The following is a 26,039-nucleotide window of genomic DNA, read 5'->3' as shown; positions in this document are numbered from 1 at the left end:
GGAGAACCACTATGCAGTTAAAACAAATCCATATCTTAGAAGCCACGCTTGTTTTAGAAACAGGTTTGCATATCGGTGCGGGTGACGGCGAAATCCATATCGGCGGCATTGACAATACAGTGATGAAGCATCCGGTCAGCGGCGAGCCTTATATTCCCGGCAGCAGCCTGAAAGGCAAAATCCGTAGTTTACTTGAATGGAAAAGCGGTGCCGTACAGGAAGCCCCTTTAAGCGAGAAAGAATACGAACATTCGCAAGGCAGTCAAAAACAAGCCGTGAAACATATTCTGCAATTATTCGGAGTGAGTGGTGGCACGCAAGATGAAAGTCTCCAAAAAGAAATCGGTCATACCCGTGTTTCATTTTGGGATTGCAATCTTTGCCCTGAGTATGCCGAGCGTTTACGCAATGATAATGTGCCGTTTACCGAAGTAAAAAGCGAAAACCGCATCAACCGTATTGCGGGTACTGCCGAACATCCGCGCCAAACCGAGCGCGTGCCGGCCGGTGCAGAGTTTAAATTCAAACTGAGCATCAAAGAATTTGATAACGATGGTACCGAATTGATAGATACTTTATTGCAAGGTTTGAAACTTTTAGAATGGGACAGCTTAGGCGGTTCGGGTTCGCGCGGTTACGGTAAAGTCAAATTCAGCAAACTGACCCGCAACGGTGATGACATTGGCGAACACTTCGCGCAAATCCAACCTTTTGGAAACTAAATCATGCAGGCATTCAAATTAACACTATGCCCCGAAACCGCATTCGGCACACCATTGGTAGGCGACACCTTATTCGGGCAAATCTGCTGGGGCATTGTCGAGCAATTTGGCGAGACCGTGTTGGCAGAATGCCTTCAAGGTTATACTGAACAGAAGCCGTTTCTGGTTGTATCCGATGCCTTTCCCGCGGGTTATCTGCCTTTGCCAACTTTGCCGTCTTATTATTGGAAAGAAGACAGCGAAACTAACCAAAAAAAACTGAGGAAACGACAATGGTTGCCTATATCCGCATTAGATATGCCCTGTAAAACTTGGCGGAACCAAGCAAAATGCAGCAGCGATATTGCAGAGCATTTGCAACGAGAATATGCACAACCCCATAACAGCATTAACCGCCAAACCCACACAACCGTAGCCGGCGGCCAATTCACCCCTTACGAAAGCGAGCAAATCTGGTATGCGGCAGGCAGCTCATGGGAAATCTACCTATTGTTGGATGAAGGCCGTCTGAAAGCAGAGGATGTGCAACAAGTTATCCGAAATATCGGTTATAGCGGTTACGGACGAGATGCCAGTGCAGGCTTGGGCAAATTCAGCATCAGCGCATGGGAAACCACCGATCTATTTGATCAGCAATCCGGCGGCGATACCGTGTGGACATTAGCACCTTGCTGCCCGCAAAACCAAGGCTTTGATGCGGAAAACAGTTTTTACAATATCCAAACCCGCTTCGGGCGGCACGGCAATATTCAGGCCACAGCAGGCAGCCCGTTTAAAAAGCCGATTTTAATGGCGCAAACCGGTGCCGTGTTGAGCGGCACAGCACCCGATACAATCTTTGTCGGCCAAGGTATCGGCGGCATTTCCGCCGGTCAGCCGCAGGCGGTACATCAAGGCTACGCCCCGGCATTGCGGTTTCAACCCGCCGGCAACAACCCATAATATTCAGACGGCCTCAATAAAACGATAGGCCGTCTGAAAAAAGAAACGGAAGAGAACATGGCAGCACCATTCTTACAACAACATCATCTCTACCTTACCCCTTTGTCGCCTCTGCACTTGGGTACGGGTGAGGACTATCAGCCAACCGAATATGTGATTTCAGACGGCATCATGTATGTTTTTGATCCCGCGCAAGCCACATTAAACAAAGCGCAATACGACGAGCTGATGAGCGTAGCGCAACGGGGCAACTTCATCGAAATACAAAAATATTTCAAAAAACATGCCGCAACCTTTCAAGATTGCGCCTATAAAGCCATAGGTGTCGGCCGTGCTTTGGAGAGAGAATATAACGACAAACTCGGTAAAGCAGTACAGCAGGAAGGCAACGGCAAAAAAGTTCATAACCAGCTAAGCATCGAATGTACGGCTGTTAATCCGCTTACCCATCAGCCCTATATTCCCGGCAGCGCGTTTAAAGGAAGCGTACGCACCGCCTTGTTGGATGCGCTTACACGTCAATCTCCACCGGCTGAAGCGCCCAACAGCCGCAGCGCAGCCAAATACGAAAACGAAAAGCTCGGCAGCTTTGCAAGCGACATCATGCGTCTTTTCAAAACGGCAGACTTCATGCCGTTTGAAACTGTATCCACGCAGATACAATATGCCGTCAACCACAAAAAACAAGCCGTTATAAAAGACGGAAAAATCCAAGCCGCCAAAGGCGTTACAGGCCGCCGAGAAACGATCCAGCATGCACAATACCGCCGCTTTCAGACGGCATGCACTATTCAACATTTATTGTTGGCTCACCAACCCTATATCAAAAATCCCGAACGGAAACTACCCAATGCCGGTTTACAGCCCATAGACTTAAAACAGTTGGCTATCTACGTCAATACCTACCATTTGCCACGCTGGCACAAAGAAAATCAAATTTTAGAAGAGCGTAACCTTGTAAGCCCGGAATGGTTGAAACAAACCCGCCAACTCATTGACGACCTCAAGCCCCAGCTCGAGCAAGGTACAATCATGTTGATGCGTTTGGGTAAAAACGGCGGAGCCGAAAGCAAAACATTAGACGGCCACGCAAAAATAGCTATTAAAGGCAAAGGTGGCAGATACACGCTTCAATCTAACACCACTACCGTTTGGCTTGCCGCCCAATCCGATAAAGAAACCCACGGCCTGTTACCTTTCGGTTGGGTATTGATCGAAATCGACCTGAAAAGCGACAACGCCGCCTTAAAACAATGGTGCGAACGCAACGGCACGCACCTGACCGATACCGCCGCCATCACCGCCGCATTAGCACAACAACGCCAACAGGCGGCAGAGCGCAAACAGGCGCAAGAACGGGAACAACAGCGCATCGAGCAGGAAAAACAAGCAGCCGAAGCCGAAAAGCAACGTCAAGCCGCAGAGCAGGCCGCCGCACTGGCAGCCATGCCACCCGAAGAGCGGCTGATCGCCCAATGGCAACAAAAACTGGCCGAATTTACATTCGACAGCCGCAATCAGCAGGCGCACAACGAACTGTACCAAGCCTTCAGCCAAGCCTTGCAGCAGGCAGCGCAAGACTTCGATGCCCAAACCCAAAAAAGCATCGCCGAAGCCTTCTCGTGGGGCAAAATCAGCAAACAGCAACCCGGTTTATTTGCAGGAAAACGCGAAAAAGAAATCAAAGCCCTGTTGCGCCAATTGCGCGGAGAATAAACCCTGCGGGGCGGGCAGCCGTATCGGCCAACCCGTCCGGCAGCCTCTCCCGCATTTGCCCGCCGACAAGCACCAGCCGCACGCATCAACCGCCTTGACAGATACCCGATAAAAAGCACAGCCGTTTATTACCCGTTTCATGATGAACCCAGCAAACCCACTCAACTTACCGGCCGAGCTGCCCATCGCACGCTACCGCTTCAGCTTCCGCCTAAACCAAGACCTACACCTCCAGCCCTATGCAGGCTCCACCTTGCGCGGCGTATTCGGACACGCCCTGCGCAAAGCCGCCTGCATGACACGGCAAAAAGAATGCAGCGGCTGCACCCTCCTGCAAACCTGCCCGTACAGCTGCATTTTCGCCACCCCGCCCAGCAACCGGCTAAACAAAAGCCAGCACAAAAACCCGCCGCAACCCTACATCATCGAAGCATTTTCAGACGGCATCCGATACCATTCTGCCGACAGCACCTACCAATTCGATATCGTATTGCTCGGCTCTGCCAGACAACAGCTTCCACTTATCGCTTATGCTTTCGGCCAAGCCTTCAAGCGCGGCATAACAAAAAACAACACAACAGGAACATTGGAAGACATAGCCGTAGAAAACAACGGCTGCTGGCAATCCGTTTACCACAACAACCAAATCGAACCTCATCCCAACACCCTGGTTTTGCCCGCATCCTATCCGGCAAACATAGAAATCACCTTCCAAACCCCCTTGCGCCTGCAACAGCAAAACAGCGTGTTAGGCATCCGCCGCCTTACCGCCGAAATCCTGCTCAAACAGCTGGTCAGACGCACATCCGCACTCGCCACCCTATATTGGCAGAACTTGGAAACCGATTACCCAAGCTTGATGCAGGCCGCAGCACACATAAAAAGCCGCCACCAACTGCAATGGCTGGACTGGAGCCGCTATTCAAACCGCCAACAACAGCACATCAACTTAGGCGGAGCCATAGGCACTTGGCAATTTCAAGATTTACCGTTACCATTCAGCCAACTGCTCCACCTCGGACAATGGCTGCACATAGGCAAAGAAACCGTGTTCGGCTACGGACGCTACAAGATAAAAGAGGTTAACCCATGTTTAACTTTGTAAACTTTGAAAAGATTGGAAACCCCGTTTCCAACCCACTGACTTTAAAAGGAGAAAAACAGACCTGCTATTGAAAACAAAGCCCCACCATTCGGGGATTAAGACGTCTATCGCCACACGGATACCTTCAGGTGTTTCAATTGAAAACAAAGCCCCACCATTCGGGGATTAAGACATAAAGGTAACAGTACGGTTAGAGTGATTTCTAAATTGAAAACAAAGCCCCACCATTCGGGGATTAAGACTCATTATCCACTGCTCTGCTACTCAGAACGGTAAATTGAAAACAAAGCCCCACCATTCGGGGATTAAGACCTAACCATAGTGCCATCAGCGAGCAAAACAGGGATTGAAAACAAAGCCCCACCATTCGGGGATTAAGACAATGACAAACAAAATATCTTTTATCATCGTTTAATTGAAAACAAAGCCCCACCATTCGGGGATTAAGACACTTTCATTTTTAATGCCTTTCATTGTTAGTTGAATTGAAAACAAAGCCCCACCATTCGGGGATTAAGACAATTGACGGCGGCAACTCTTTGTAAACTTTTACAATTGAAAACAAAGCCCCACCATTCGGGGATTAAGACCCACATCCAGACCCAACTGCTCGATATTCTCCATTGAAAACAAAGCCCCACCATTCGGGGATTAAGACCTAAATACCAAAGCGTAACAGCGACGCTGAACGATTGAAAACAAAGCCCCACCATTCGGGGATTAAGACCTCCAACTTGTCCGTACTACACGCGGCCATGTATTGAAAACAAAGCCCCACCATTCGGGGATTAAGACCATCTTATACTTGTCGTCCAAGCGAACATTGGAATTGAAAACAAAGCCCCACCATTCGGGGATTAAGACTCTCTGCTGAGTGACGGTCACGGAATCGATTAGAGATTGAAAACAAAGCCCCACCATTCGGGGATTAAGACCATTTACAATCATACCATTCCAATCTACCATCACGATTGAAAACAAAGCCCCACCATTCGGGGATTAAGACCAAAGAATTTAGCTATCTGCTCTGCTGTTACTTATTGAAAACAAAGCCCCACCATTCGGGGATTAAGACCTGATGATGCTGTCGTTTCCTTTACCCTCGATAATTGAAAACAAAGCCCCACCATTCGGGGATTAAGACCGTCGGAAGCTCGATTTCTTTCAAGTTTCGATACATTGAAAACAAAGCCCCACCATTCGGGGATTAAGACTACACATTTGCCTAAGTGGGGGCGGATTGCAATTGAAAACAAAGCCCCACCATTCGGGGATTAAGACTCATAATCCCGCCGCATACACCAAATCGTTTTATTGAAAACAAAGCCCCACCATTCGGGGATTAAGACTGCAAGTTAATACCGCCTTTTCATGTTTCACAATTGAAAACAAAGCCCCACCATTCGGGGATTAAGACCCACTTTCTTTTCAGTAGCCATGTAGTCTATCACATTGAAAACAAAGCCCCACCATTCGGGGATTAAGACACAAACAGTGTTAATACATTTAAGACTTTAGTCATTGAAAACAAAGCCCCACCATTCGGGGATTAAGACTGTTGCCTTGCTTGTTCAGACGGAAGCGGTTTAATTGAAAACAAAGCCCCACCATTCGGGGATTAAGACCTATTATAGCTTTCTTGTTTACCTGTATAGTGATTGAAAACAAAGCCCCACCATTCGGGGATTAAGACATATTGGCAATAACACTTTCCCACCAATCATAAATTGAAAACAAAGCCCCACCATTCGGGGATTAAGACGAAATTTCCAGCCGGCCTTACTACTCATTTGAATTGAAAACAAAGCCCCACCATTCGGGGATTAAGACTGGGTTTCGGTGAGTGAGTAAAAGTACTCTTGGATTGAAAACAAAGCCCCACCATTCGGGGATTAAGACGGAATAAGCATGTTCTTCTACCAAGCCTAATACATTGAAAACAAAGCCCCACCATTCGGGGATTAAGACAGTTGGCTTGAGCCTTGGTAAAGTGAGCTTTTAAATTGAAAACAAAGCCCCACCATTCGGGGATTAAGACTTCGTGGCCTCTTCTATTTGTTTAGCCGCTTTTATTGAAAACAAAGCCCCACCATTCGGGGATTAAGACGTATCTAGATTTCTTTTATTAACAATATAAATAATTGAAAACAAAGCCCCACCATTCGGGGATTAAGACGTAATAGAACCTTCACCATCGGCCTCGACATTTAATTGAAAACAAAGCCCCACCATTCGGGGATTAAGACGTATCTAGATTTCTTTTATTAACAATATAAATAATTGAAAACAAAGCCCCACCATTCGGGGATTAAGACTTAAACAATGCCACATTGGTCGCTTTGCTGATTGAAAACAAAGCCCCACCATTCGGGGATTAAGACTTGATTGGATTTTTTTAGCAAATTCCGTCTGTATTGAAAACAAAGCCCCACCATTCGGGGATTAAGACTGCTCGGCGGCTTCCGCTTGGCTTAAGCCGATAAATTGAAAACAAAGCCCCACCATTCGGGGATTAAGACTCGTATCGCACTACAATAGTATCCCCTTGTGTAATTGAAAACAAAGCCCCACCATTCGGGGATTAAGACGTAGATAAGCTCGTTTAAATGCGGCCTCTCTATTGAAAACAAAGCCCCACCATTCGGGGATTAAGACGATTCAGCCGTTTGGTAAGCCTCGGTATACACGATTGAAAACAAAGCCCCACCATTCGGGGATTAAGACTCTTTGCACGGCACTTGGTCGGCCTTACTGTTGATTGAAAACAAAGCCCCACCATTCGGGGATTAAGACATAAAAGCCGCCTGTATATCTTCCTCGGCATATATTGAAAACAAAGCCCCACCATTCGGGGATTAAGACTTGCCAAGCTGCCGGTAAACGATGTGCTGATGCGATTGAAAACAAAGCCCCACCATTCGGGGATTAAGACACAGAAATGAAACGAACAAATAACCAACACAGATTGAAAACAAAGCCCCACCATTCGGGGATTAAGACTATAACTTAGTCATCGTTATGCTCCTGTTTTAAAAATTGAAAACAAAGCCCCACCATTCGGGGATTAAGACTGTATTCTTGGTGGGAAACATCCTGTATAACATTGAAAACAAAGCCCCACCATTCGGGGATTAAGACAAACTCTTCCCATTCGTCTGTACCGGAGTTAGGAATTGAAAACAAAGCCCCACCATTCGGGGATTAAGACCTGCCATGCGTTTCATGAAAGCAATAGACAATTCATTGAAAACAAAGCCCCACCATTCGGGGATTAAGACTTTGTAGGCGTTGCGGATGTAATTCATTTCAGACATTGAAAACAAAGCCCCACCATTCGGGGATTAAGACTCAATATCAAATGCAATGACGTTTTTGTTCATATTGAAAACAAAGCCCCACCATTCGGGGATTAAGACCTCACGACCAAACCTTCACGGTCGTTTACAAAATTGAAAACAAAGCCCCGCCATTGGGAATTGAGCTCAACTGCAAAGGCCGTCTGAACAGTACGGCAAACATTTTCAGACGGCCTTATAGTAGGGCATGCATCCTTGCCCGCAGCTGTGCCTTGTTTGTGAGAACAGCGGGCAGGGATGCCCGCCCTACGGTTGAATGCGGGATTGGTCTGGTGAGATGACCGCGATGTCCTGCAATTGGTGGAGTAGGGTTTAGGCCGTCTGAAAGTTTAGGCCGTCTGAAAATTTGCGGTGTATTTGTTTTGTAGCCTGTCCATAAGTTTGATGGATGGGCATTATTTTTGCTCTTGGGTTGTGTCGGTAATTGCGGGCAGGGGCATGATTTGTAAGGCGATACCGCTCCAAACGATGCCTTCGGGCAGGGGGCGTTTGCCGAAGTGGACGATGGGTGTGTGTTCGGGCAGGGCGTATATCCGTAAGTTGTCTTCTTTGGGGTGTATTTGTGGTATTAGGTCTTGATGGCAGGCTTGGTAATCGGCTTCGCTGCCTTTGAGTAGAAAAACGCTGTCTTGCAGGGGTAAGGCGTGGTTGCACAGGCAACGGTAGATTTTTTGCAGGCGTTTGGGGCAGGTGATGTCGTATGCGATCAGCCATTTCATTGTGTTTGCTCCCAGTGTGTTTCGGTGTAGTCGAAATCGGCGGGATCTTGCCGGCTGTGGTTGCCTAATTCTGCCAGTAGCCGGCGTGATGCTTGGAAGAGTTTGGGTTGGATGTGTTGCAGGAAATGTTCGATCTCGCTATAGAAGCGGATGCGTGCTGCTTTGCCCATCAGGCAGGCTTCTTGTTTTTGGGTAAAGTCTTCGGGTCGGAGTATTTTTTGGTGAAAGCATTCTGCTGCCCATTGGTCGTATTCGGGGCGCAGGGGTTCGAGTAGGTCTGAGGCTAGGGATTCCCGGCTGTGTGTGATGGTATGGAAAAATCCGACAAAGGGATCTAAACCGATCAGGTAAATGCGGCGGACGATTTCGAAGTGCAGCAGGGTGTAGCCGAGTGAGAGTACGGTGTTGAAGGGGTCTCGCGGGGGGCGGCGGTTTCTGCCTTTGAAGTTGAGTGAGGCGGGTAGGATGTGCTGCCAGGCGGTGAAGTAATGTGCGGAAGCGGCTCCTTCATGACCTCGAAGGCTGTCTAAATCGGGGCAATCGGTAATGTTTTTGAGTATGTTTTGCAGGGTTTCTGCATGGGGGTGTAGGTGGTGATTTTTTTCGGCGGCTTGCTGTACGGTGGCAAATTGGGCATTGATTTTGCTGTTTATCCAATATTTGGCTTGTGCCAGGCAGAATGCTTGGTCTTGGGCTGCGCTGAATTGGGCTGCTCTGCGTTTGGCGTCAACCTGCAAATTGGGCATCATTAATACGGGTTCTTTTTTTCGGCCGTTTAGTACTAATAAGCCGATACCGTGTTTTCCTAATTTTCCCAATACGGAGGCGGACAGCTGTAAATCTCCGTGAATACATACTCTTTCTAGCAAGCGGATGGGAACGGTTCCCAGTTTTTCTGCGGTATTGCTGTCGTAAAAAACGAGTGCTTCACTATCGGCTTTAAGTTGAAGGTTTCGTTTGTCTATAAATAAGGTGGTCATTTTTCTTATTCTGTATGGTTAGATGATGAGAAACGGTTGGTAATACAAACGTGTGGCGGTGCCGTACATTTTGCTGTGGTCTGCCGAAGGCATTTTGAACGTGAGTATTTTGTCTGGGCTTCGAATGATCTTATTGATTGCCAAACAGAGATTGTGATGCTCGCTTGAGGTAAGCCAGCATTCGTAAAGTGATTTCTGATGGCCGATGGTATAGGCTTTCAGGATTTTTCGGATTTGATATTGTCGGCGGCTGTTGCTTATGTCGTAAGCAAAGACGTAATGCTCTCGTTTACTCATGTGATATTTCCCCTTGGTTGTATTTTATCGTGCTTTTGTTAAAAAACAAATTTGTACTTGATGTAGGGATTCGGGCTTGCCGGGATAATACGTTTCATCGAGAGCACGATAAGAAATTTGGTTATCGGCACTGTATCTTAAGGGTAGATAGTAGATAACTACTTTGTTTTGTTGGTTATTTTTAGAAAGGATAAGAGATATGTGGGGTCAAATTTTGACAGTTGTGGCTGTGGTGGTAGTGGAGAAGGTGGCTGAGGCGATTGTGGAGGCGTTGGAAGAGGAGTAGTTGTGTTTACTGCCGGTAATAGATTTGTTATCGGTACTGTATTTGAGAGGGGAAAGGAAAGCCTCGGCATTGTTGGTTGTGTTTAGAAAGGATAAGAGATATGTGGAATGAAATTTTGAAGGCTGTTGTAGAGGTGATTGTGGATGCGTTGAGGAAGTAGTGGCGGTTGGAGTGCCGGTAATGGAGTATGACTTTTATCGGCACTTTATAAAGAGAGCTAAAAATGCTCAATATCGTTTGATTGTATTTTTGAAAGGATAGAAATATGTGGGATAACGTTTTTAGGGGTGTTGCCGTGGTGGTTGTGAAGGAGGTGGCTAGGGTGATTATCGAGGCATTGGAGAAGTAGTTGTGTTTAGAATGCTGATAATAGTTTAAATCTGTTATCGGCACTGCATATTAACCAGAATACAAAATTCCTATTGTTTAATTATATTTGAGAGGGGATAAAGATATGATTAAAATTTTAACGGTCTTCATTTTCTTAATTGAGGAAATCTTAGAAGGCAACGATGTAAAAGTTGAGAATAAAATAAATTGATTATTTATGCTGTAAATTTATGGACAAGGCGAATTTCAAAAAAGCAAAATACGATTTATTTTCGTGAGATGATTATTTAGTTGTTTGGGATATGAAATGGATAAAAAGAAGATTTTAGTTGCCGTTACAGGAATGTCGCCGCAGATTATTACGGAAACATTGTTTGCTCTATATCGGCAGAAAAACTGGATTCCGGATGAGCTTTGGGTATTGACGACTTCAATCGGTAAACGGCAGATTGTTGATAATCTTTTGGGGAAACATGGTTTTTTCCATCGTTTGTGCGAGGAGTATGCTCTACCTGCCATTCGTTTTAACGAAGATACAATTCAGGTCATTGCAGATAAATCAAATGTTCCGTTGGCAGATATCCGTACACCTGAAGAGAATGATTGTGCGGCCGACCAAATAGTACGGTTTATTTATCATTTATGCAGCAATGAAAAAACAGAGTTGCATGTGTCGATTGCCGGTGGCAGAAAATCAATGGGGTTTTATATCGGCTACGCGTTGTCTTTGTTTGGCCGCAGCCAGGATCGTTTATCGCATGTTTTGGTGGAAGAAGCTTTTGAGCAGCATCCTGAATTTTATTATCCGAATAAGGATACCCGGTTTTTAAATACGAAATTGGGAATGAGAAATGCGGCGGAAGCTAAAGTTATGTTGGCAGATATTCCGTTTGTGCGGATGCGTGAAAATTTATCTGTGCCGTTATTGAAGAATGATTGGAATTATTTGGAAGCGGTTGAGCTGACACAACGCGACCTTCAGCAGTTTGATCTGGAAATTAATGTTGCGGAGCGTACAATCTGTTGCGGAGGAGCCGTATTTCAGCTGCCTCACCAAGATTTTGCTATTTATGCAGCTTTTGCCCATTTCAAAAAGCATCAGCCAGCCCGTTGTTTACATTTAACGGGTCGAGGTAACCAAGATGATGTGGATTTTGCGAAAGAGGTATTAAATTTTTTAGTGAAGGTAAAACCAAAATTGCGATCAGAATCTTCTGAAACCAAAGCGGAAATTGAACGACAGTTAAAAAAATTCCAATCTGATAAAAGATTTGTTCAAGAAGTTAGCTCGCGTTTGAAAAAGAAGCTTGAAGATAAACTACAAGGACGCGCATCATTGTTTTTTATAGAAAGCATCGGCGAATATAATTATAAATCTTACCGTTTGGCAACGGATGAGAGCCTGATTCGATTTGTTTGAGTTAAGTTAAATATAAAAATATGGTTTATTTTGTATCACGTCATCAAGGGGCAATTGAGTGGATGAAGCATCAAACCGAGTGGAAGGTTGATTGCTTCCTGCCGCATTTAGACACGGCAAAGATTGAAGCCGGTGATATGGTATTGGGAACATTGCCTTTGCACTTGGCGGCAGAGGTATGTGTGAAGGGCGCGGCTTTTTATTTTCTGCAACTGCCGCAAAAATTGCAGTTGCGCGGTTCGGAATATTCTGCCGATGAAATGAACGGAATGGGCGCATGTTTGCGTCGTTTTGATGTTCGGGCGTGGGATTGATTGTATATATGAAAAAATGAAAGGAATAATAAGGATGAAAAAGTTTGATGTACATGTATGCTTGGTATCGGATCAGGCGTTACCGAATTTTATTCCGGTTTTGGCGGAAGACTTTCGCCCTCAAGAGGTTATTTTATTGGCTACGGAACCAATGAAAAAAAAGGCGGAAACGTTGGCCGAAGTGATGAAAAACCGTTGCCGTGTTAATGTTCAAATATTTGATTTGCATGACGAATATGATATCCAGAGTGTGCGTGAAGAGATTTTCAACTTGCTCTTAAACATTGATAAACAAAAAGTAGCTTTGAATGTTACAGGCGGCACCAAATTAATGGCAATCGGGGCTTACGGCATGTTTCGTGATGAAGGTTATCCCGTATTTTATTTTACCGCTAAGGATAATCGGGTTTTACTTTTAGAAAATAATGAGCAGTTTGTATTACAGCCTTCAAAAATAAAAATTGAGGATTATTTGCAGTTATACGGCTATCCCGTTCGAAAAGGTTATACGATTAACCGTCAGACTCAACGGAATTTGCCTAAATTATGGGAAGAATTGGTAAAAGGAATCAATAATTTTGCAGAAGGTTTGACTGCATTGAATTATGTTATTTCCCATTCAAACGATTTAACAGCAAACATGCCAAAAGTAGAAAAACAGTATCAACAAAATTTTAATTACTTATTAAATCTTTTGGAAGACAATGAATTGCTATTCCAACAAAACGGAAAATTACATTTTCCAGATTTAGAGACTAAGAAGTATGTTGCCGGAGGTTGGTTTGAAGATTATGTATTTGATGTCATCCGCAAAATTCCAGGGGTTCAAGATGTTGCTTTAAATGTACAGATTGAAAATTCAGATAAAAATACTAATCAACATAATGAATTAGATGTAGTGGTGTTAGCCAATAATGTTTTGCATGTACTGGAATGTAAAACTGCTAATTTTTCAAGTAATAAAAAAGAAGCTGACAACGCCCTTTATAAGCTGGAAACCCTAAAAAAATTAGGCGGATTGAAAACACGGGCTGCGCTGATTTCTTATCGTGAAACTGGTGGGCATGGTGCTAGAAATACGATACGCGATAGAGCTAAAGGCGCTCAAATTGAATTGATAGAACGCCAAGGTTTGTCAGGGTTAAAAACCCTATTGTCCAAATGGATGAACCTAGCATAGGTAAACCCGTTTTTTTTAAACGGTTTGAGACCTTTGCAAAACCCTCAAAAATCCTCTAAATTCCCACTCACATCAAACTCCGAGAATTTAGAGGATTTTATTCATGAGTAGCTTTTTACACACCGATGCCCTCAACCACATCGAAAAACATCTCGACCGCTTCCCACTCATCAAACTCGACCGTATTCTTGACCGGACACCCATCGAACAATACCTCACCGGCCGCAAAACCCGCTATGTGCGCGACAACGGCGGCCGTCCCGCTTATCCCCTGTTATCCATGTTCAAAGCCATCCTGCTCGGTCAATGGCACAGCCTTTCCGACCCCGAACTCGAATACAGCCTCATCACCCGTATCGATTTCCAACTCTTCTGCCGCTTCGACGACTTTTGCATTCCCGACCACAGCACCCTCTGCCGTTTCCGCAACTGGCCGGCACAAGACAACACCTTGGCCGAACTGCTGGATCTGATTAACCGCCAACTGGCTGACAAGGGCTTAAAAGTAGAGAAAGCATCCGCCGCCATCGTTGACGCCACCATTATTCAGACGGCCGGCGGCAAACAGCGTCAGGCTATCGAAGTGGATGACGAAGGCGTTGTCTGTGGCGAAACCACCCCCGGCAAAGACCCGGATGCCAAGTGGATCAAAAAAGACGGCCGCTTCCATCTCGGTTACAAACAACACACCCGCACCGATGCGGACGGCTATATTGAGAAACTGCACATCACCCCGGCCAATGCTCATGAGTGCAAACACCTGCTGCCATTACCGGCGGACATCGCAGAAGGCAGCACCGTCTATGCGGATAAAGGCTACGACAGCCGGGAGAACCGACAACATTTGGCAGCGTGCGGCTTGAAAGACGGCATCATGCAAAAAGCACACCGTGGCTGCCCGTTAAGCCAAGAGCAGAAAATCCGCAACGGCCGGCTGGCGAAAGTGCGCTATGTGGTGGAACAAAGCTTTGGTACGTTGCACCGCAAATTCCGCTATGGCCGGGCAGCCTATTTCGGGTTGGGCAAAGTGAGGGCGCAAAGCCACCTGAAGGCGATGTGTGTGAACCTGTTGAAGGCGGCCAACAGGATAGGTGTGCCTGTTGCTGCCTGAACAGGCAGGCAGTGCCTCATAATGAGGCACTTTAAGGGGATTTCAGGGGTAATTTGCCTGATTTTTACGCAAAAACAGCCGGAACATGATGAAGCATGTTCCGGCTGTTTGTTGGCGTGGGGTTTTGCAAAGGTCTCGGTTTGAAATAACTTTTGAGCATAAAAGCCCGATGGTTACATACATCGGGCTTATTTTTTACAACGTTTTTCTGTTTTGACTAAAAAGAATGACTTAGTACGTTGCTAAATTGGGATAGTTCTTTATCATTTGTTGGTTAGCTTGTTGCATTACAATTTAATCAAATTTTGAGTTTAATTTTTTGATTTTTTAACAATTCAGCCAAAGTAATCCCTTCATTCTTCAACCGCATTACCGTAGGCAGCTTGCCATTAAAATGCCGGGGCGGTTTCCGGCCGGTTGTTTTCAACCATTCACTTTCCATACGCTTCAGCAAACCGAATGCCTGCTGTCGCGCACCTGCGAAGCCTAATGTGCGGGAGAGTCTTTCGAACAACGCCAAATAATCTGCTTCCGACTTGCGAACCACCGCCCGTTTTATATCCGCTTCAAAATCGCTCATGCGCTGCCCGGTATACTGCCACGACCACCGGTAAGGTTTCAACGGTTTCTTGGGGCTGTCCGGTTTGCGTTCATTCGGCAGGCGCACCAGCTCATAACCGCTACTGTGAATCCGGGTATGGCGGTTGGTGACCATCTGCCATTGCTCACCTTTGGGCAAATCGCTGTTTTTATTGCGACGGTGCAGCAAAATAAACCGGACTTTATCCGGCTCCTTATCGTGACGGTAGCACAGCAATTTTGTGCTGCTTTTACCTTTCTGACGCGCACGGTAGCGTTGTTTGGGCGAGTGATGTAGGGGGAAGTTAACGGTAAATTTATCTACCAATACAGGCAGCTTTACCGTCGGCACTTCACCGCAGACGTAATACTCGTAGCCGTCCTCTACAGCATCGGCAATTCTCTGCATATAGATGGAACGGCAGGTAAAAATTAACAATCCGGTTTGGGTTTGGGTTTGGGATGGCATCATCTGCACTCCTCGACAAAATGTTATGGGGAGCCGGAGTGTTTTTTCCTCCGACCCATATAGTTTGTTCGGGCGCTATGCGCATCATTACCAAACCGGTTGGTCAACTTAGGCTATCTGTTCGTCAGCATCCTTTCTTTCGAGAAACCACTCAACAATAAACAATATCGGTATCCGATTCGAAATGCCTGGCCGCATTTCTCTCTTGTTACACCTGATCTTTTACTTTTTGTGTTTACCGTATTCAGTTGTGTTTTTATGTTGTGTTGCAGATATCATACGCCAAATTTTAAAATTTGGGTATGTAATCAACCCACTAGGATTATCAAGGGTTGGGGCTTTATTTTTAAGTCAGGTAGGGGCAGCAAATATAGAAGAGTCCGAGATAGGGAGCAAAGCCCCTATCTCGGCAAAAGGAGACCCCTTACAATCACCCTATCCGATGGTGCTAGCCACACCTGTTAATCGTTGGCTAGCCCCCAACGTGATGAGATCGAGATGGTCTGCCAAACCGTCCAGTTTGCCGAAGTCGTATGCACGTAATGGTGCTGGTACGACTACGAAGGGCGCTTCGGGGTGAAACTCCCCGATTCGACCCAATCCGTTTCGGCCTTCAAGAACGGGCGACAAGGAAACGGCGGCCGCAGTAATGCGGAACCGACCTGTTTGTTTGTGAAAGCCGGTAGAGTCCGGCCTGCGGGACGTATCGAAAGAGCGTGACGTATGCAACACACGACGGCTGCGGTGCAACAGAAATGTTGTAGGGCGTACGGGAGAAATCTTGGTATGCCGGCACCCGGAGAAATCCGGGGTCGTTGAGAGCTTAAGCGTGTAACGGTAGCCGAAACGGGTCGGGAAACTGATGCCGAATGGCGCTGTGTTGAATCATCCGAATACCTCATGATGGGATGAGGAGGCTGTGGACTGAATGAGCCGTAAGAAGCAAAATATCCAGTAAGTCAGGGTTTGTGGACTCTTTACCGACTGAAACCGGGTTACCGGGTAGCCGTAGGGTATGGATATTTATGTGAGGCGACAGCTAGGAATGATGCAGTAACAACAAACTAACTTGGGAAAGTCTGACTGCCCATAAAACGTACGGGTGGTACCGGCGAAAAGGGTAAAAGACCGGGAGAGTGTCTGAGTAGGAAAGCGTAAGCTGCGTACCCGAGCGCGAGTTCAGCGTGCAAAGGTAAGTCCCGTGAGGGATACGAAAGGAACGGGCAAACGAACAATCTCATCGTAATCAAACCGGATGGCATCCGGGCGTTGAACGGGCTGCCGGCTGATGACCGGCGGTTCGACCGCCGGTTGTTGAGGCGGAGCCTGCGAAGGCGAAAATCGGAGTCCGGTCACTGCACACCGACCGGAATAGTTCTCGGCTTGGCCGCCGAGAACTGCCTGCACTTGGCTGTGCAGGAATAACCAATCAACACAACCTACGGTAAGCCGACAGGTAAAACCGTGTATATCTATCCAAATGCTTATCAAAGATAAAATAGATAATGAATACATAGCGGGCTTCGGCCCGCTATTTTATTTAACACTTTCACAAATAAAAAACGCTGCAAAAATGCAGCGTTGTATGGTTTTAAAAAATCCGTTTGGACTCAATCCATGCTTCGACATCGGAGTCTTTCCATCGAATCATCTTTTTTGACTCAGTCAAATACAGAGGTTGCGGAAAAGTGATATCGTTTTTGCGGATTTCATCCAATTTACTCGCAGAAAGCGCCAATTTCTTAGCCACTTCTTTTCTTGTGAGTAACATAATGTTTCCCTTCATAAAAAAGGAAACTCGGTTTTTCTTTATTCGCCAACCACCCCACCGCAGCACCGAGTTACAGCTATTCGGGCATTGGACGTAATATTTTCAGTTGGGCAAATTTTAACAATTTTATGAGACACCTTAAAATATCAGGGTCAAACTGAATCAGATCGTTTTTACCTGAGCTACGGGCCTGGGGGAGCGGTTCTCAGACCATCCAATTCTGTCTCTGAGGTTGCTTTAAAGCAGTCCATCATGCAATGGATATCGAACGTCAATATTTTAAAAAAAATTAAAGAAATTTGTCAAATATTCTATTAACTATATAGGCTTATGTGTGGGCTATATATATGGTTCTCCGTTAAATCCGATCTCACTCTTTATGATAGCTGCCTAAGAAATTAGACCAATCCTGCATGAGTACAAAACGCTGTTCCAATAGATCCGTCCGGTGATAAGCAGCTTCTACGGAATTTTTGACCGTATGAGCCAATGCCCTTTCAGCCTGTATGGGATCCTTCCCGTTTTCAGAGCACCAATCTCTAAAACTGGAACGGAAACCGTGCATGGTTGCCACCCGGCCTTTAATATTGCTGTGCGCCGAATGTTTGCGTAGGAAAGACGTTAATGCCATGTCCGACAATTGCTGTTGTTTCGACGGCGACGGAAATACGAATTGGGTATCAAACTCCCTGAGAATGCTTAGTATTTCCAACATTCGGTCCGTTAAAGGAATTCGGTGCACTGCTTTTGTTTTCATACGCTCAGCCGGAATAGTCCAAATTCGATTGGAAAAATCCACTTCCTCCCAAACCATCCCGCGAGCTTCTCCTGAACGGCACGCACTCAGAATGACAAACTCCACAATATACCTTGTTACATTGTAGTGTTCCCCATTCCTCAAATGTTTGGCAATAAATTCCGGAATATCTTTCCACGGCATAGCCGGAAAATGTTCTACACGCTGTTTTTTAGGTGTCGGAGGCGCAAGCAGATAGTGTGTCGCCGGAACCGGATTAAACTGACAATATTCGGATGCTATTGCCCAATCAAAGATACTGCCGATACGCTGACGAACCCTTACGGCTGTTTCTTGTTTTTCATTCCAAATAGGCGAGAGTACCTTTTCTATATCAGCGGCCTTAATCTCATTCATTCGACAGTGCCCAATAACCGGAAAAGCATATTGTTTTAAAGTATTAATCCATTGCCGGCTATGCTTTGGGTTTTTCCATTTAGGTTCCAAGATCGAATGAAGTTTGATTGCAGCTTCGTGAAAAGTGGGAATGCTTTGATTGTGCTTTTCCAGCTTCTTTTCTTTGTGAGGATCAATTTCCTGTGACAGCTTGGAACGATATTCGGAAGCCAATTTGACAGCTGCATTGACATCTACATCAGGAAATACACCCAGGCTGATCTGTTTTCTTCTACCGTCTTCGGGATTCACATATCTGAAAATCCATTGGCCATGCCCATTCGTCGTTGCAGAAGGACGGTATTGAAGACCCTGTACGCTGCCTTGGGCAATCGCCTTCTCTCCGGCTTTGATTTTTAAAATATCAGAGTTTTTTAAAATTTTACCCATCATGCACCTCTTCCATTATATGTACCATTTTGTGTACCATTTTTAAAGTGATATCATGGCACAATATAGGTCTATCTGGTACTGGTAAATTTATAACTATATGAATTGAAAATTACTATTGAAATGGCAAATAACAATACGGCACTATATATGGCAGACGTCCACTCCGCCAAATATTTAACAAAACAGCACAGATTTTTCTGTGCTGTTTGTTTTTTTGCTTTGTTTTTTATTTTTATTGGCACATAAAACTTCATGCCGAAGTAGATTTTCCTTCTGCTTAAACGCCTTATCTCTATTCTCTCTATCTCATAGTCAATCAGCTTATTTTTAATACAAAACAGCAAGCCGCAGGCAGCACAGCACCGATTCTGTTGCCGCTTTAGCGGCTTACACAATCATTTTCCTTGAGCTAAGACGCAGCAACGCCGTAGCAAAGTCTAAGTTGATTAACTATACAAACCCGCCTGCCCTTGCACCTTGATTCTCCGCTATAATGCCTTTCTTTTATCCCCGCAAGCACTGTATGAACGCCCGCAAAACCTATCTGCTCGGCATTGCCTTTTTTACGCTTTTATTCATGACTTTAGTATTGCTCGGAAGTTGGCTGCTTTCCATCGAAAGCAAACAATTTGCCGTAGCTGCTTTCTTATTCGCCTTTGCAGCCGTGTTCGGCCAGATTGCCTGTCTCGCCCTCTATATCCGCCAAGTGGCACGGAATAAAGCCGTTCAAGCTGCGCGGATACAGGCGGAACAGCAGGAAAACAAACATGTTTAAGCAAATCGTTTTGGCCAGCGGTAATGCCGGCAAACTCAAAGAGTTCTCCCGCTGGTTTGCAGGCCGGCATATCGAAGTGCTGCCGCAATCGGCGTTCAATGTGCCCGAATGCCCCGAACCGCACGTTACCTTTATTGAAAACGCCATCGCCAAAGCCCGCCATGCCAGCAAACACAGCGGCAAACCGGCATTGGCCGACGACAGCGGCATCTGCGCACCTGCTTTGGGTCGCGCACCCGGCATTTATTCGGCACGTTTCGCCGGTGAAAACCCGAAATCCGATGTTGCCAACAATGCCAAATTGTCCGCCGAACTGGCCGACAAGGCCGATCAAAGCTGCTATTACGTTTGCGTGCTGGTTTTGGTGCGCCATGAAAACGATCCGCAGCCGATTATCGCCGAAGGCATCTGGCGCGGCGTTTGGCAGCAGCAGGCGGCGGGGGAAAACGGCTTCGGCTACGACCCGCATTTTTACCTGCCCGAGTTGGGCTGCACCGCCGCCGAACTTGACCCCGATACCAAAAACCGCATCAGCCACCGCGGGTTGGCATTAGAAGAATTAAAGAAAAAAATTGATTTGCTGTATCCCGATAAGCCATAAAAACCATAAAAACAGACCGTCTGAAAACTTATTATGACTCCGAAACAAATTACCGCTATCGTTATCCGTTTACTGATTTTTTTATGCGTTTTTGCGCTTTGTGGGCGTTTCTTTTTCTTCAATATTGGCACATATAGAAATCATTTTACGTGAGGAAGATGCCGTTTATCTGCTCTTGCTGGAAATAGTGCTTTTCTTTGTTTGGTTTGCCGTATGGGGACTATTGTGGAAATTCGCACCGCGCATTGCTGAAAAAGTTTTGCCCGTGCACAGCGAAGAGAAAGTAAACATGCCTCAGAGCGCTGCACTGTGGTTAAACACCGGTTTGGTTTTGATGGGGATATGGATGGCAGTGCCGGCTCTAGCCAATTTGAGCATCGATTTCTACTATGCTTTTGCGGCTACGGATCCAATCGGCACAAGCATCGTTTCTTCACGGGCTATTATATATAACGGCATAACCATGATTTTCGGGCTGGCCTTATGCATAAAACCGACTTTGTTTAGCGGCCTCATTCGAAAAGTGGCTTCTTAATATTTTTGATAAGGCCGTCTGAAAACCACCTATTTACTTTTCAGACGACCTCAATCACTTACTCATTTTTCACATAAATATTCAGAAAATTTGCTATGTCTCCCAAACAAATATTGATTGTTGCCATACGTCTTTTCGTGATCGTATGGTGTATCCATACCCTTAATTCAGGGTTTGTCGGCGCGTATGCTTTTGATGAAAACATCTCGCCCCTGCAAATGGCTCCGCTTTATCTGGTTTATGCAATCTGCTGGCTGGTGCTGTGGTTTTTTCCGGCCACGATTGCCAATATTCTGCTGCCCCAAGTCCAACAGGAACAACAGACCATACCCAAACACCCTGCCCCGTGGCTGACGACAGGCATTATCCTAATCGGCATTTGGACCTTGTCTAACGCATTAAGAGACGGCATTTATTGGTTCAGCCTTTACCAAGCGTTTACCAATACTTATCAAACAGATGTATGGAAGATGCTTACCGCCGACCAATCTTCGGCCATTATCATGACTGCGGCAGAACTCGTTATCGGCCTCATATTGGTTTTCCGCGCACCCCAAATCAACCGCTTGATTCAAAAAGCTTTGTAAATATTCATGTCTCAAATCACTTTTTCCCAACCCGGCTACCTTACAGCCCTGCCCCCCTTATCGCTCTACATCCACATCCCGTGGTGCGTGCGCAAGTGTCCGTATTGCGACTTCAACTCGCATCAAGCCAAAAGCGATTTGGCCGAACAAACCTATATTGATGCGCTGCTGGCCGACCTGCAAACCGAGCTGCCCAATGTGTGGGGGCGGCCCGTCGAAACGGTTTTTATCGGCGGTGGCACCCCCAGCCTGTTTCAGGCGGCCTCGATAGACCGTCTGCTCGGCGGCATCCGTTCGCTTGTCAGGCTGCAACCGCAAGCCGAAATCACGCTCGAAGCTAACCCCGGCACGTTTGAAAAAGAAAAATTTCAGGGGTTTAAAGACGCAGGCATCACGCGGCTTTCTATCGGCGTACAGAGTTTCAACGATGCCGCACTCGGCGCATTGGGGCGCATCCACAACCGCAGCGAAGCCCTGAATGCCATCGAAACCGCTCTCGGCCTGTTCGACAAAGTCAACGTCGATATCATGTATGCACTGCCGAACCAAACCGTTCAGACGGCCTTATCCGACATCCAAACCGCCATCGCCACCGGCGCAAGCCACATCAGTGCCTACCATTTGACGATGGAACCAAACACACCCTTCGGCCACACACCGCCCAAAGGCCTGCCGCAAGACGAAACGGCGCAAGATATCGAAGATGCCGTTCACGCCGAGCTTTTGAGCGCAGGTTTCGAGCATTACGAAACATCCGCATTCGCCCGCCCCGGGCAACAATGCCGCCACAACCTCAATTACTGGCAGTTCGGCGACTACATCGGCATCGGTGCGGGCGCGCACGGCAAGATTTCCTACCCTACCCGCATCGAGCGCACCACCCGCAAACGCCACCCCAACGATTATCTCGCCGCCATGAAGGGCAACCCGACCGATGCCATCGAACGCAAAACCGTGGCCGCCGAAGATTTGCCGTTTGAATTCATGATGAACGCCCTGCGCCTCACCGACGGCGTGCCCGCTGCGTGGCTGCAAGAGCGCACCGGCATCTCGCCCGCACACATCGCCGCGCAAATCCGCACCGCGCAGCAGCAAGGTCTGCTGGACAACGACCCGCTGTTTTTCAGGCCGTCTGAACTGGGGCGGCGGTTTTTAAATGATTTGTTGCAGTGCTTTTTGTAAAAGTATCTGCCCTCATCAAGCGAAACGGGGCCGTCTGAAAAAATCAAACGGCCTTTTCTCAAAACTGCGGCCTTTATTACACCGTTGATCAAACGTGCCGAAACATTTCCAAGCATAACGATTAATTTAAAAACACACCGATTAATATCTAATCAACAAGTTAAACAGCTGCTGTCTTTATAATGTCATCAACATATTCATAAAGGTTGAACCATGCTGCAGTATTTAGGTTTAGTGATACCGATTACCCTCGCTTTTTTATTCGGCAATATTTGGCAAGGCATTGTGCTTGGCTCGATATTTTGGCTTGTTGTGAATGTGGTCAAAGATAATGCCGAAAAGCAGTTGCGGGAAAACTGGGAATCACGGCTCGCCCGACTGGAAAACGATTTGGAAGCTCTGAAACAGCAACTGCCTCAGGCTGAAGGCGGTGGTGTTTTATCCGAGGCCAAGCCCCGGCCTGCTCCGTCGTTGAGGCCGTCTGAAACGGCTGTTCCTACTCCAAACGGCGCAATGGCCCAAACAGCGCTACCTGCTCAAAATACTTTTCAGACGGCCTTTCCTGCCGTTCAAACCATCCGGCACGACAAACCCGCCGTCGTGCATGTGCCGGAAGAAACGGCCAAACCGGCAAGCGTGCAGCCTACCGCAACCTTCCGGCATAAAGCGGCAACCGAACCAAGCTCTCCGGTTGCGCCTGAAATGTCTGCTCAGAAAACAACGGCAGTCGAAGCATCCGAAAAACCCGCACCCCAAAAACCGGCTAAAGAGCATCCGATACAGGCATGGTTTATGCGCGGCAACCCATTGCTGAAAGCCGGTGTCATCGTGCTGTTTCTCGGACTGGCCTTTCTGCTGCGGCTGGCTTCCGAATATATCTATATTCCCATCGGCGCGCGTTATGCAGCCGTAGGCGCGGCCGGTTTGGTTGCTACGTTGGCCGGCTGGAAACTGCAAAAGCGTAAGCGTGATTACGGTTTGATTCTGCAGGGCTTCGGCGTAGCGGTGATGTATTTGACCTCGCTGGCCGCTTTGAAACTGCATCCTTTGCTGCCCGCACCGGCAGTCTTTGCGGTAATGGTGGCGCTGGTGGTGTTGATGGCGGCGTTGGCCGTGCGGCAAAACGCTTTGGTGTTGGCGCAAGTCGCTTTAATCGGCGGTATGGCTGCGCCTTTGCTGGTTTCAGACGGCAGCGGGCGTTATCTGATACTGTTTTCTTATCTTGCCTTACTCAACACCGGCGTGGCAGGCATCGCGTGGTTTAAGGCTTGGCGTTCGCTCAACTTAACCGGTTTTATCGGCACGTTTGCCATCGGAGCCTTCTGGGGCGCACAGGCTTACACGCCGCAACACTTTGCCACCACCGAGCCGTTCCTGATTTACCACTGGCTGCTGTACACGCTGATTGCCTGTTTGTTTGCCCGCAAAGTGTTGCAGGAAAAACGCCACGGACAAACCGCCGAATCAGCCGCCGACAATGCTTCGTTGGAACACATCTTCAAAAACATCACCGTCCACCGCGCACATATCAATATGTTGGACAGCGCCTTGCTGTTTGGCACGGCTTTTTTGGCTTACGGCCTGCAATACCGAATGGTGGCAACATGGGAAAACGCGGCCGCATGGTCGGCATTGGGCTTCGCCGCCGTTTACGCACTGTTTGCTTTGCGCTTTGCCCGCATGGGTACGGACATGCGAGTAATGAAACAAGCCTTCACTTTGCTGGCTTTCCTGTTTGCCACCTTAGCCGTACCGCTGGCCTTCGACCAACAATGGACGGCAGCAGCATGGACGCTTGAAGCGGCACTGGTTTATACCTTCGGCATCCGCCAGCAGCAACCTGCCGCCCGCCTCGGCGCCGTCGGCGTGTATATATTGGCCGCGCTGACGCAGCTTTCCACCTACCGCGCGGGCGCAGAAACCATGCTGTCAGGCCCGCTGCTCGGTACGCTTCTGGTTGCGGCGGGCGGCGGCTGGATGTATTTCCAGCATTTGAAGCGGCCAAACCCAGCGGCAGCTTGGGAGAACAATGCCCAAAAAGCGGTTTTGACCTTAGCTTTGCTGCACGCTTCCCTGCTGCCTTTGCTGATATGGGGCAAAACCGGCAGCATGATCGCCTTCGCCGTATTAACGACAGCCTGCTCGCACATTCAACGCAAACACCCGCAAATCATTCTCACCGCTTATACATTGCTGTACGGCGCGTATGTTCTTGCAGTCAGCACCACTCTGATTCAAGACGAACACTCTGCTTCGGCACCGTGGCTCATTCTCTGCGCCTTGCTGCTCGGCACGGCGGCTTACGGCCTGCATAAACCTAAATACCAAGCTGCCCATTCATCTTTGCGCGATGCCCACTCTCTCGGCGGCTGGGCAATGATGGCCGTTTCATTGTGGCTGGGCTGGCACGGTCTCTCTGAAGGCATGTTTTTGCTGGACTACGATTTGTGGATGTCGATGCGCTGGATACCGGTTATCCTGTTTGCCCCGTTTGCCTTTACCGCCCGCAAACTGGATTGGCGGCAGGCAAAAACCGCTTCATTGGCGTTCGGTATCATCTTCGGCCTGTACACGCTTTCAGACTTTTTCTTCCACTTACACCAACCGCTTTCAGACGGCCTCTTATTGTTGGTCGGCACGGCTTTGTATGTTTATATTCTCAACATGCAAACCCTGCATCCGTCTATCAATGCGATCTATCAACGTATAGGCTTGTTGATCTTCGGCGCATGTTGGACATGGCTGGTCAGCAGCAGCGTCTTTCTCCATTTCAACGGCGTGTGGGCGCAGCTTTCATGGCTGGTCGTACCGCTGGCCGCATGGCTGTATTTCCAGTCGTCCAAAGCCATCGGGCCGGTTAAGCGTTATCCTGATATTTACCGGCATTTCGGCAGCCAAATCTGTGCGCTTTACGCCGCCGGCTGGCTGCTGTGGGTAAACTTCTCTGCGCCTCACGCTCCTGCGCCCCTGCCCTACTTGCCTGTCATCAATCCGCTGGAGCTTTCCATCATCGCTTTAATCTGGCAATACCTGCGCCAACCGTACACATGGGTACCGCAGGAATGGTCTGCTGAAGCCAAACGCCAAATTTTGGCGGCACCCGTGCTGCTGGCCTTTGTCTCGCTGAGCGCCGGCGTGATGCGTGCATGGCACTTCTTCGACCATGTAGCGTGGGATTTCGCAACCCTTACCGCTTCATTCGGCCTGCAAGCCAGCCTCTCCATCGTTTGGTCGGCAGCAGCAATCACACTGATGGTTAACGGCCATCAAAAACACCGCCGCACGCGCTGGTTTATCGGAGCCGCATTAATGGGGCTGGTTGTTGCCAAACTCTTTTTGGTGGAACTTGGCAACAGCGGCGGCATCGCACGAATTGTGTCGTTCATCGTGGTCGGACTGCTGCTCCTGCTGGTAGGCTGGTTTGCTCCCATGCCGCCTAAACGCGAAAACGATTCAACACAATAATCGGGCATCTTA

At 47.5% G+C, this 26,039-nt stretch carries 20 protein-coding genes and 1 CRISPR repeat array; of the genes, 14 read left to right on the top strand and 6 right to left on the bottom strand.

Features of this window, described 5'->3' with window-relative positions; genetic code table 11:
* Positions 1 to 11: 11 nt before the first annotated feature.
* The 4 genes from csm3 (at position 12) to cas6 (ending at position 4,485) form a co-directional block, all read left to right on the top strand.
* A complete protein-coding gene (gene csm3 / locus LVJ88_RS02165) occupies positions 12 to 722 on the top strand; it encodes a type III-A CRISPR-associated RAMP protein Csm3 (RefSeq protein WP_085418482.1) in 711 nt (236 codons plus the stop codon).
* A gap of 3 nt (positions 723 to 725) precedes the next feature.
* Entirely contained in the window at positions 726 to 1,664 is a 939-nt protein-coding gene (csm4, locus tag LVJ88_RS02160) for a type III-A CRISPR-associated RAMP protein Csm4 (protein ID WP_085418483.1), read from the top strand.
* Between the two features lie 57 nt (positions 1,665 to 1,721).
* On the top strand, positions 1,722 to 3,380 hold the full coding sequence (locus tag LVJ88_RS02155; protein ID WP_085418484.1) for a hypothetical protein: 1,659 nt from the start codon (positions 1,722 to 1,724) through the stop codon (positions 3,378 to 3,380).
* Positions 3,381 to 3,519: 139 nt separating this feature from the next.
* The gene (gene cas6 / locus LVJ88_RS02150) at positions 3,520 to 4,485 is read left to right on the top strand and encodes a CRISPR system precrRNA processing endoribonuclease RAMP protein Cas6 (protein WP_085418485.1); all 966 of its coding nucleotides are present in this window, start codon (positions 3,520 to 3,522) and stop codon (positions 4,483 to 4,485) included.
* A 66-nt stretch (positions 4,486 to 4,551) separates the two neighbouring features.
* Positions 4,552 to 7,901: a CRISPR direct-repeat array (repeat unit 36 nt; unit sequence ATTGAAAACAAAGCCCCACCATTCGGGGATTAAGAC).
* Between the two features lie 335 nt (positions 7,902 to 8,236).
* Here cas6 and cas2 (LVJ88_RS02145) read toward each other — a convergent pair.
* From cas2 (LVJ88_RS02145) to cas2 (LVJ88_RS02135), 3 genes are read right to left on the bottom strand one after another with little or no spacing between them, the layout of a single operon-like run.
* The gene (gene cas2 / locus LVJ88_RS02145; protein WP_085418486.1) at positions 8,237 to 8,560 is read right to left on the bottom strand and encodes a CRISPR-associated endonuclease Cas2; all 324 of its coding nucleotides are present in this window, start codon (positions 8,558 to 8,560) and stop codon (positions 8,237 to 8,239) included.
* Positions 8,557 to 9,540 (bottom strand): CRISPR-associated endonuclease Cas1, encoded by a 984-nt coding sequence (gene cas1, locus LVJ88_RS02140; protein ID WP_085418487.1) that lies wholly within the window; start codon positions 9,538 to 9,540, stop codon positions 8,557 to 8,559. Before cas1 ends, cas2 (LVJ88_RS02145) begins: the two co-directional genes overlap by 4 nt.
* 18 nt (positions 9,541 to 9,558) lie before the next feature.
* Entirely contained in the window at positions 9,559 to 9,837 is a 279-nt protein-coding gene (gene cas2, locus LVJ88_RS02135; protein ID WP_085418488.1) for a CRISPR-associated endonuclease Cas2, read from the bottom strand.
* A gap of 923 nt (positions 9,838 to 10,760) precedes the next feature.
* On the opposite strand from cas2 (LVJ88_RS02135), the gene csm6 reads away from it, so the two are divergent.
* From csm6 to LVJ88_RS02115, 4 genes are all read left to right on the top strand, one after another.
* Entirely contained in the window at positions 10,761 to 11,873 is a 1,113-nt protein-coding gene (csm6, locus tag LVJ88_RS02130; RefSeq protein WP_085418489.1) for a CRISPR-associated ring nuclease Csm6, read from the top strand.
* A 62-nt stretch (positions 11,874 to 11,935) separates the two neighbouring features.
* Positions 11,936 to 12,187 carry a CRISPR-associated protein Csx16 gene (gene csx16 / locus LVJ88_RS02125; RefSeq protein ID WP_233127589.1) on the top strand — a complete coding sequence of 84 codons (252 nt, stop codon included), beginning with the start codon at positions 11,936 to 11,938 and terminating at the stop codon, positions 12,185 to 12,187.
* Positions 12,188 to 12,221: 34 nt separating this feature from the next.
* Positions 12,222 to 13,367 carry a Card1-like endonuclease domain-containing protein gene (locus tag LVJ88_RS02120; protein ID WP_158087942.1) on the top strand — a complete coding sequence of 382 codons (1,146 nt, stop codon included), beginning with the start codon at positions 12,222 to 12,224 and terminating at the stop codon, positions 13,365 to 13,367.
* Positions 13,368 to 13,470: 103 nt separating this feature from the next.
* Positions 13,471 to 14,478, top strand: a complete 1,008-nt coding sequence (locus tag LVJ88_RS02115; RefSeq protein WP_244694179.1) for an IS5 family transposase — start codon at positions 13,471 to 13,473, stop codon at positions 14,476 to 14,478.
* Positions 14,479 to 14,776: 298 nt separating this feature from the next.
* Here LVJ88_RS02115 and LVJ88_RS02110 read toward each other — a convergent pair whose 3' ends face one another.
* From LVJ88_RS02110 to LVJ88_RS02100, 3 genes are all read right to left on the bottom strand, one after another.
* Positions 14,777 to 15,529: a hypothetical protein gene (locus LVJ88_RS02110; protein WP_085418493.1), complete on the bottom strand. Its 753-nt coding sequence runs from the start codon at positions 15,527 to 15,529 to the stop codon at positions 14,777 to 14,779.
* A gap of 1,588 nt (positions 15,530 to 17,117) precedes the next feature.
* A complete protein-coding gene (locus LVJ88_RS02105; protein ID WP_158087943.1) occupies positions 17,118 to 17,297 on the bottom strand; it encodes a helix-turn-helix transcriptional regulator in 180 nt (59 codons plus the stop codon).
* Between the two features lie 370 nt (positions 17,298 to 17,667).
* The gene (locus LVJ88_RS02100; RefSeq protein ID WP_198941578.1) at positions 17,668 to 18,882 is read right to left on the bottom strand and encodes a tyrosine-type recombinase/integrase; all 1,215 of its coding nucleotides are present in this window, start codon (positions 18,880 to 18,882) and stop codon (positions 17,668 to 17,670) included.
* A gap of 523 nt (positions 18,883 to 19,405) precedes the next feature.
* On the opposite strand from LVJ88_RS02100, the gene LVJ88_RS02095 reads away from it, so the two are divergent.
* The 6 genes from LVJ88_RS02095 (at position 19,406) to LVJ88_RS02070 (ending at position 26,027) form a co-directional block, all read left to right on the top strand.
* Positions 19,406 to 19,657: an NGO_0222 family membrane protein gene (locus LVJ88_RS02095; protein ID WP_085418497.1), complete on the top strand. Its 252-nt coding sequence runs from the start codon at positions 19,406 to 19,408 to the stop codon at positions 19,655 to 19,657.
* Positions 19,650 to 20,258, top strand: a complete 609-nt coding sequence (gene rdgB, locus LVJ88_RS02090) for an RdgB/HAM1 family non-canonical purine NTP pyrophosphatase (RefSeq protein WP_085418498.1) — start codon at positions 19,650 to 19,652, stop codon at positions 20,256 to 20,258. The genes LVJ88_RS02095 and rdgB overlap by 8 nt, the downstream gene beginning before the upstream one ends.
* Positions 20,259 to 20,358: 100 nt before the next feature.
* Positions 20,359 to 20,793 carry a hypothetical protein gene (locus LVJ88_RS02085; RefSeq protein WP_143773665.1) on the top strand — a complete coding sequence of 145 codons (435 nt, stop codon included), beginning with the start codon at positions 20,359 to 20,361 and terminating at the stop codon, positions 20,791 to 20,793.
* Between the two features lie 95 nt (positions 20,794 to 20,888).
* Entirely contained in the window at positions 20,889 to 21,380 is a 492-nt protein-coding gene (locus LVJ88_RS02080; RefSeq protein ID WP_085418500.1) for a hypothetical protein, read from the top strand.
* A gap of 6 nt (positions 21,381 to 21,386) precedes the next feature.
* Positions 21,387 to 22,562 carry a radical SAM family heme chaperone HemW gene (gene hemW / locus LVJ88_RS02075; RefSeq protein WP_085418501.1) on the top strand — a complete coding sequence of 392 codons (1,176 nt, stop codon included), beginning with the start codon at positions 21,387 to 21,389 and terminating at the stop codon, positions 22,560 to 22,562.
* A gap of 213 nt (positions 22,563 to 22,775) precedes the next feature.
* Positions 22,776 to 26,027, top strand: a complete 3,252-nt coding sequence (locus tag LVJ88_RS02070; RefSeq protein WP_085418502.1) for a DUF2339 domain-containing protein — start codon at positions 22,776 to 22,778, stop codon at positions 26,025 to 26,027.
* The last annotated feature ends 12 nt before the right edge of the window (positions 26,028 to 26,039 follow it).

This window comes from Neisseria dumasiana (assembly GCF_022870885.1).
Lineage (GTDB): Bacteria > Pseudomonadota > Gammaproteobacteria > Burkholderiales > Neisseriaceae > Neisseria > Neisseria dumasiana.
Note: the sequence above shows the minus strand (reverse complement) of the source record. Positions and strands in the feature narration are given on the sequence as shown.

Bases quoted from the DNA above. Each gene is read 5' to 3' on its own strand.
- csm3 (WP_085418482.1), top strand. From the start codon at position 12: ATGCAGTTAAAACAAATCCATATCTTAGAAGCCACGCTTGTTTTAGAA.
- csm4 (WP_085418483.1), top strand. From the start codon at position 726: ATGCAGGCATTCAAATTAACACTATGCCCCGAAACCGCATTCGGCACA.
- LVJ88_RS02155 (WP_085418484.1), top strand. From the start codon at position 1,722: ATGGCAGCACCATTCTTACAACAACATCATCTCTACCTTACCCCTTTG.
- cas6 (WP_085418485.1), top strand. From the start codon at position 3,520: ATGATGAACCCAGCAAACCCACTCAACTTACCGGCCGAGCTGCCCATC.
- cas2 (WP_085418486.1), bottom strand. From the start codon at position 8,560: ATGAAATGGCTGATCGCATACGACATCACCTGCCCCAAACGCCTGCAA.
- cas1 (WP_085418487.1), bottom strand. From the start codon at position 9,540: ATGACCACCTTATTTATAGACAAACGAAACCTTCAACTTAAAGCCGAT.
- cas2 (WP_085418488.1), bottom strand. From the start codon at position 9,837: ATGAGTAAACGAGAGCATTACGTCTTTGCTTACGACATAAGCAACAGC.
- csm6 (WP_085418489.1), top strand. From the start codon at position 10,761: ATGGATAAAAAGAAGATTTTAGTTGCCGTTACAGGAATGTCGCCGCAG.
- csx16 (WP_233127589.1), top strand. From the start codon at position 11,936: ATGAAGCATCAAACCGAGTGGAAGGTTGATTGCTTCCTGCCGCATTTA.
- LVJ88_RS02120 (WP_158087942.1), top strand. From the start codon at position 12,222: ATGAAAAAGTTTGATGTACATGTATGCTTGGTATCGGATCAGGCGTTA.
- LVJ88_RS02115 (WP_244694179.1), top strand. From the start codon at position 13,471: ATGAGTAGCTTTTTACACACCGATGCCCTCAACCACATCGAAAAACAT.
- LVJ88_RS02110 (WP_085418493.1), bottom strand. From the start codon at position 15,529: ATGATGCCATCCCAAACCCAAACCCAAACCGGATTGTTAATTTTTACC.
- LVJ88_RS02105 (WP_158087943.1), bottom strand. From the start codon at position 17,297: ATGTTACTCACAAGAAAAGAAGTGGCTAAGAAATTGGCGCTTTCTGCG.
- LVJ88_RS02100 (WP_198941578.1), bottom strand. From the start codon at position 18,882: ATGATGGGTAAAATTTTAAAAAACTCTGATATTTTAAAAATCAAAGCC.
- LVJ88_RS02095 (WP_085418497.1), top strand. From the start codon at position 19,406: ATGAACGCCCGCAAAACCTATCTGCTCGGCATTGCCTTTTTTACGCTT.
- rdgB (WP_085418498.1), top strand. From the start codon at position 19,650: ATGTTTAAGCAAATCGTTTTGGCCAGCGGTAATGCCGGCAAACTCAAA.
- LVJ88_RS02080 (WP_085418500.1), top strand. From the start codon at position 20,889: ATGTCTCCCAAACAAATATTGATTGTTGCCATACGTCTTTTCGTGATC.
- hemW (WP_085418501.1), top strand. From the start codon at position 21,387: ATGTCTCAAATCACTTTTTCCCAACCCGGCTACCTTACAGCCCTGCCC.
- LVJ88_RS02070 (WP_085418502.1), top strand. From the start codon at position 22,776: ATGCTGCAGTATTTAGGTTTAGTGATACCGATTACCCTCGCTTTTTTA.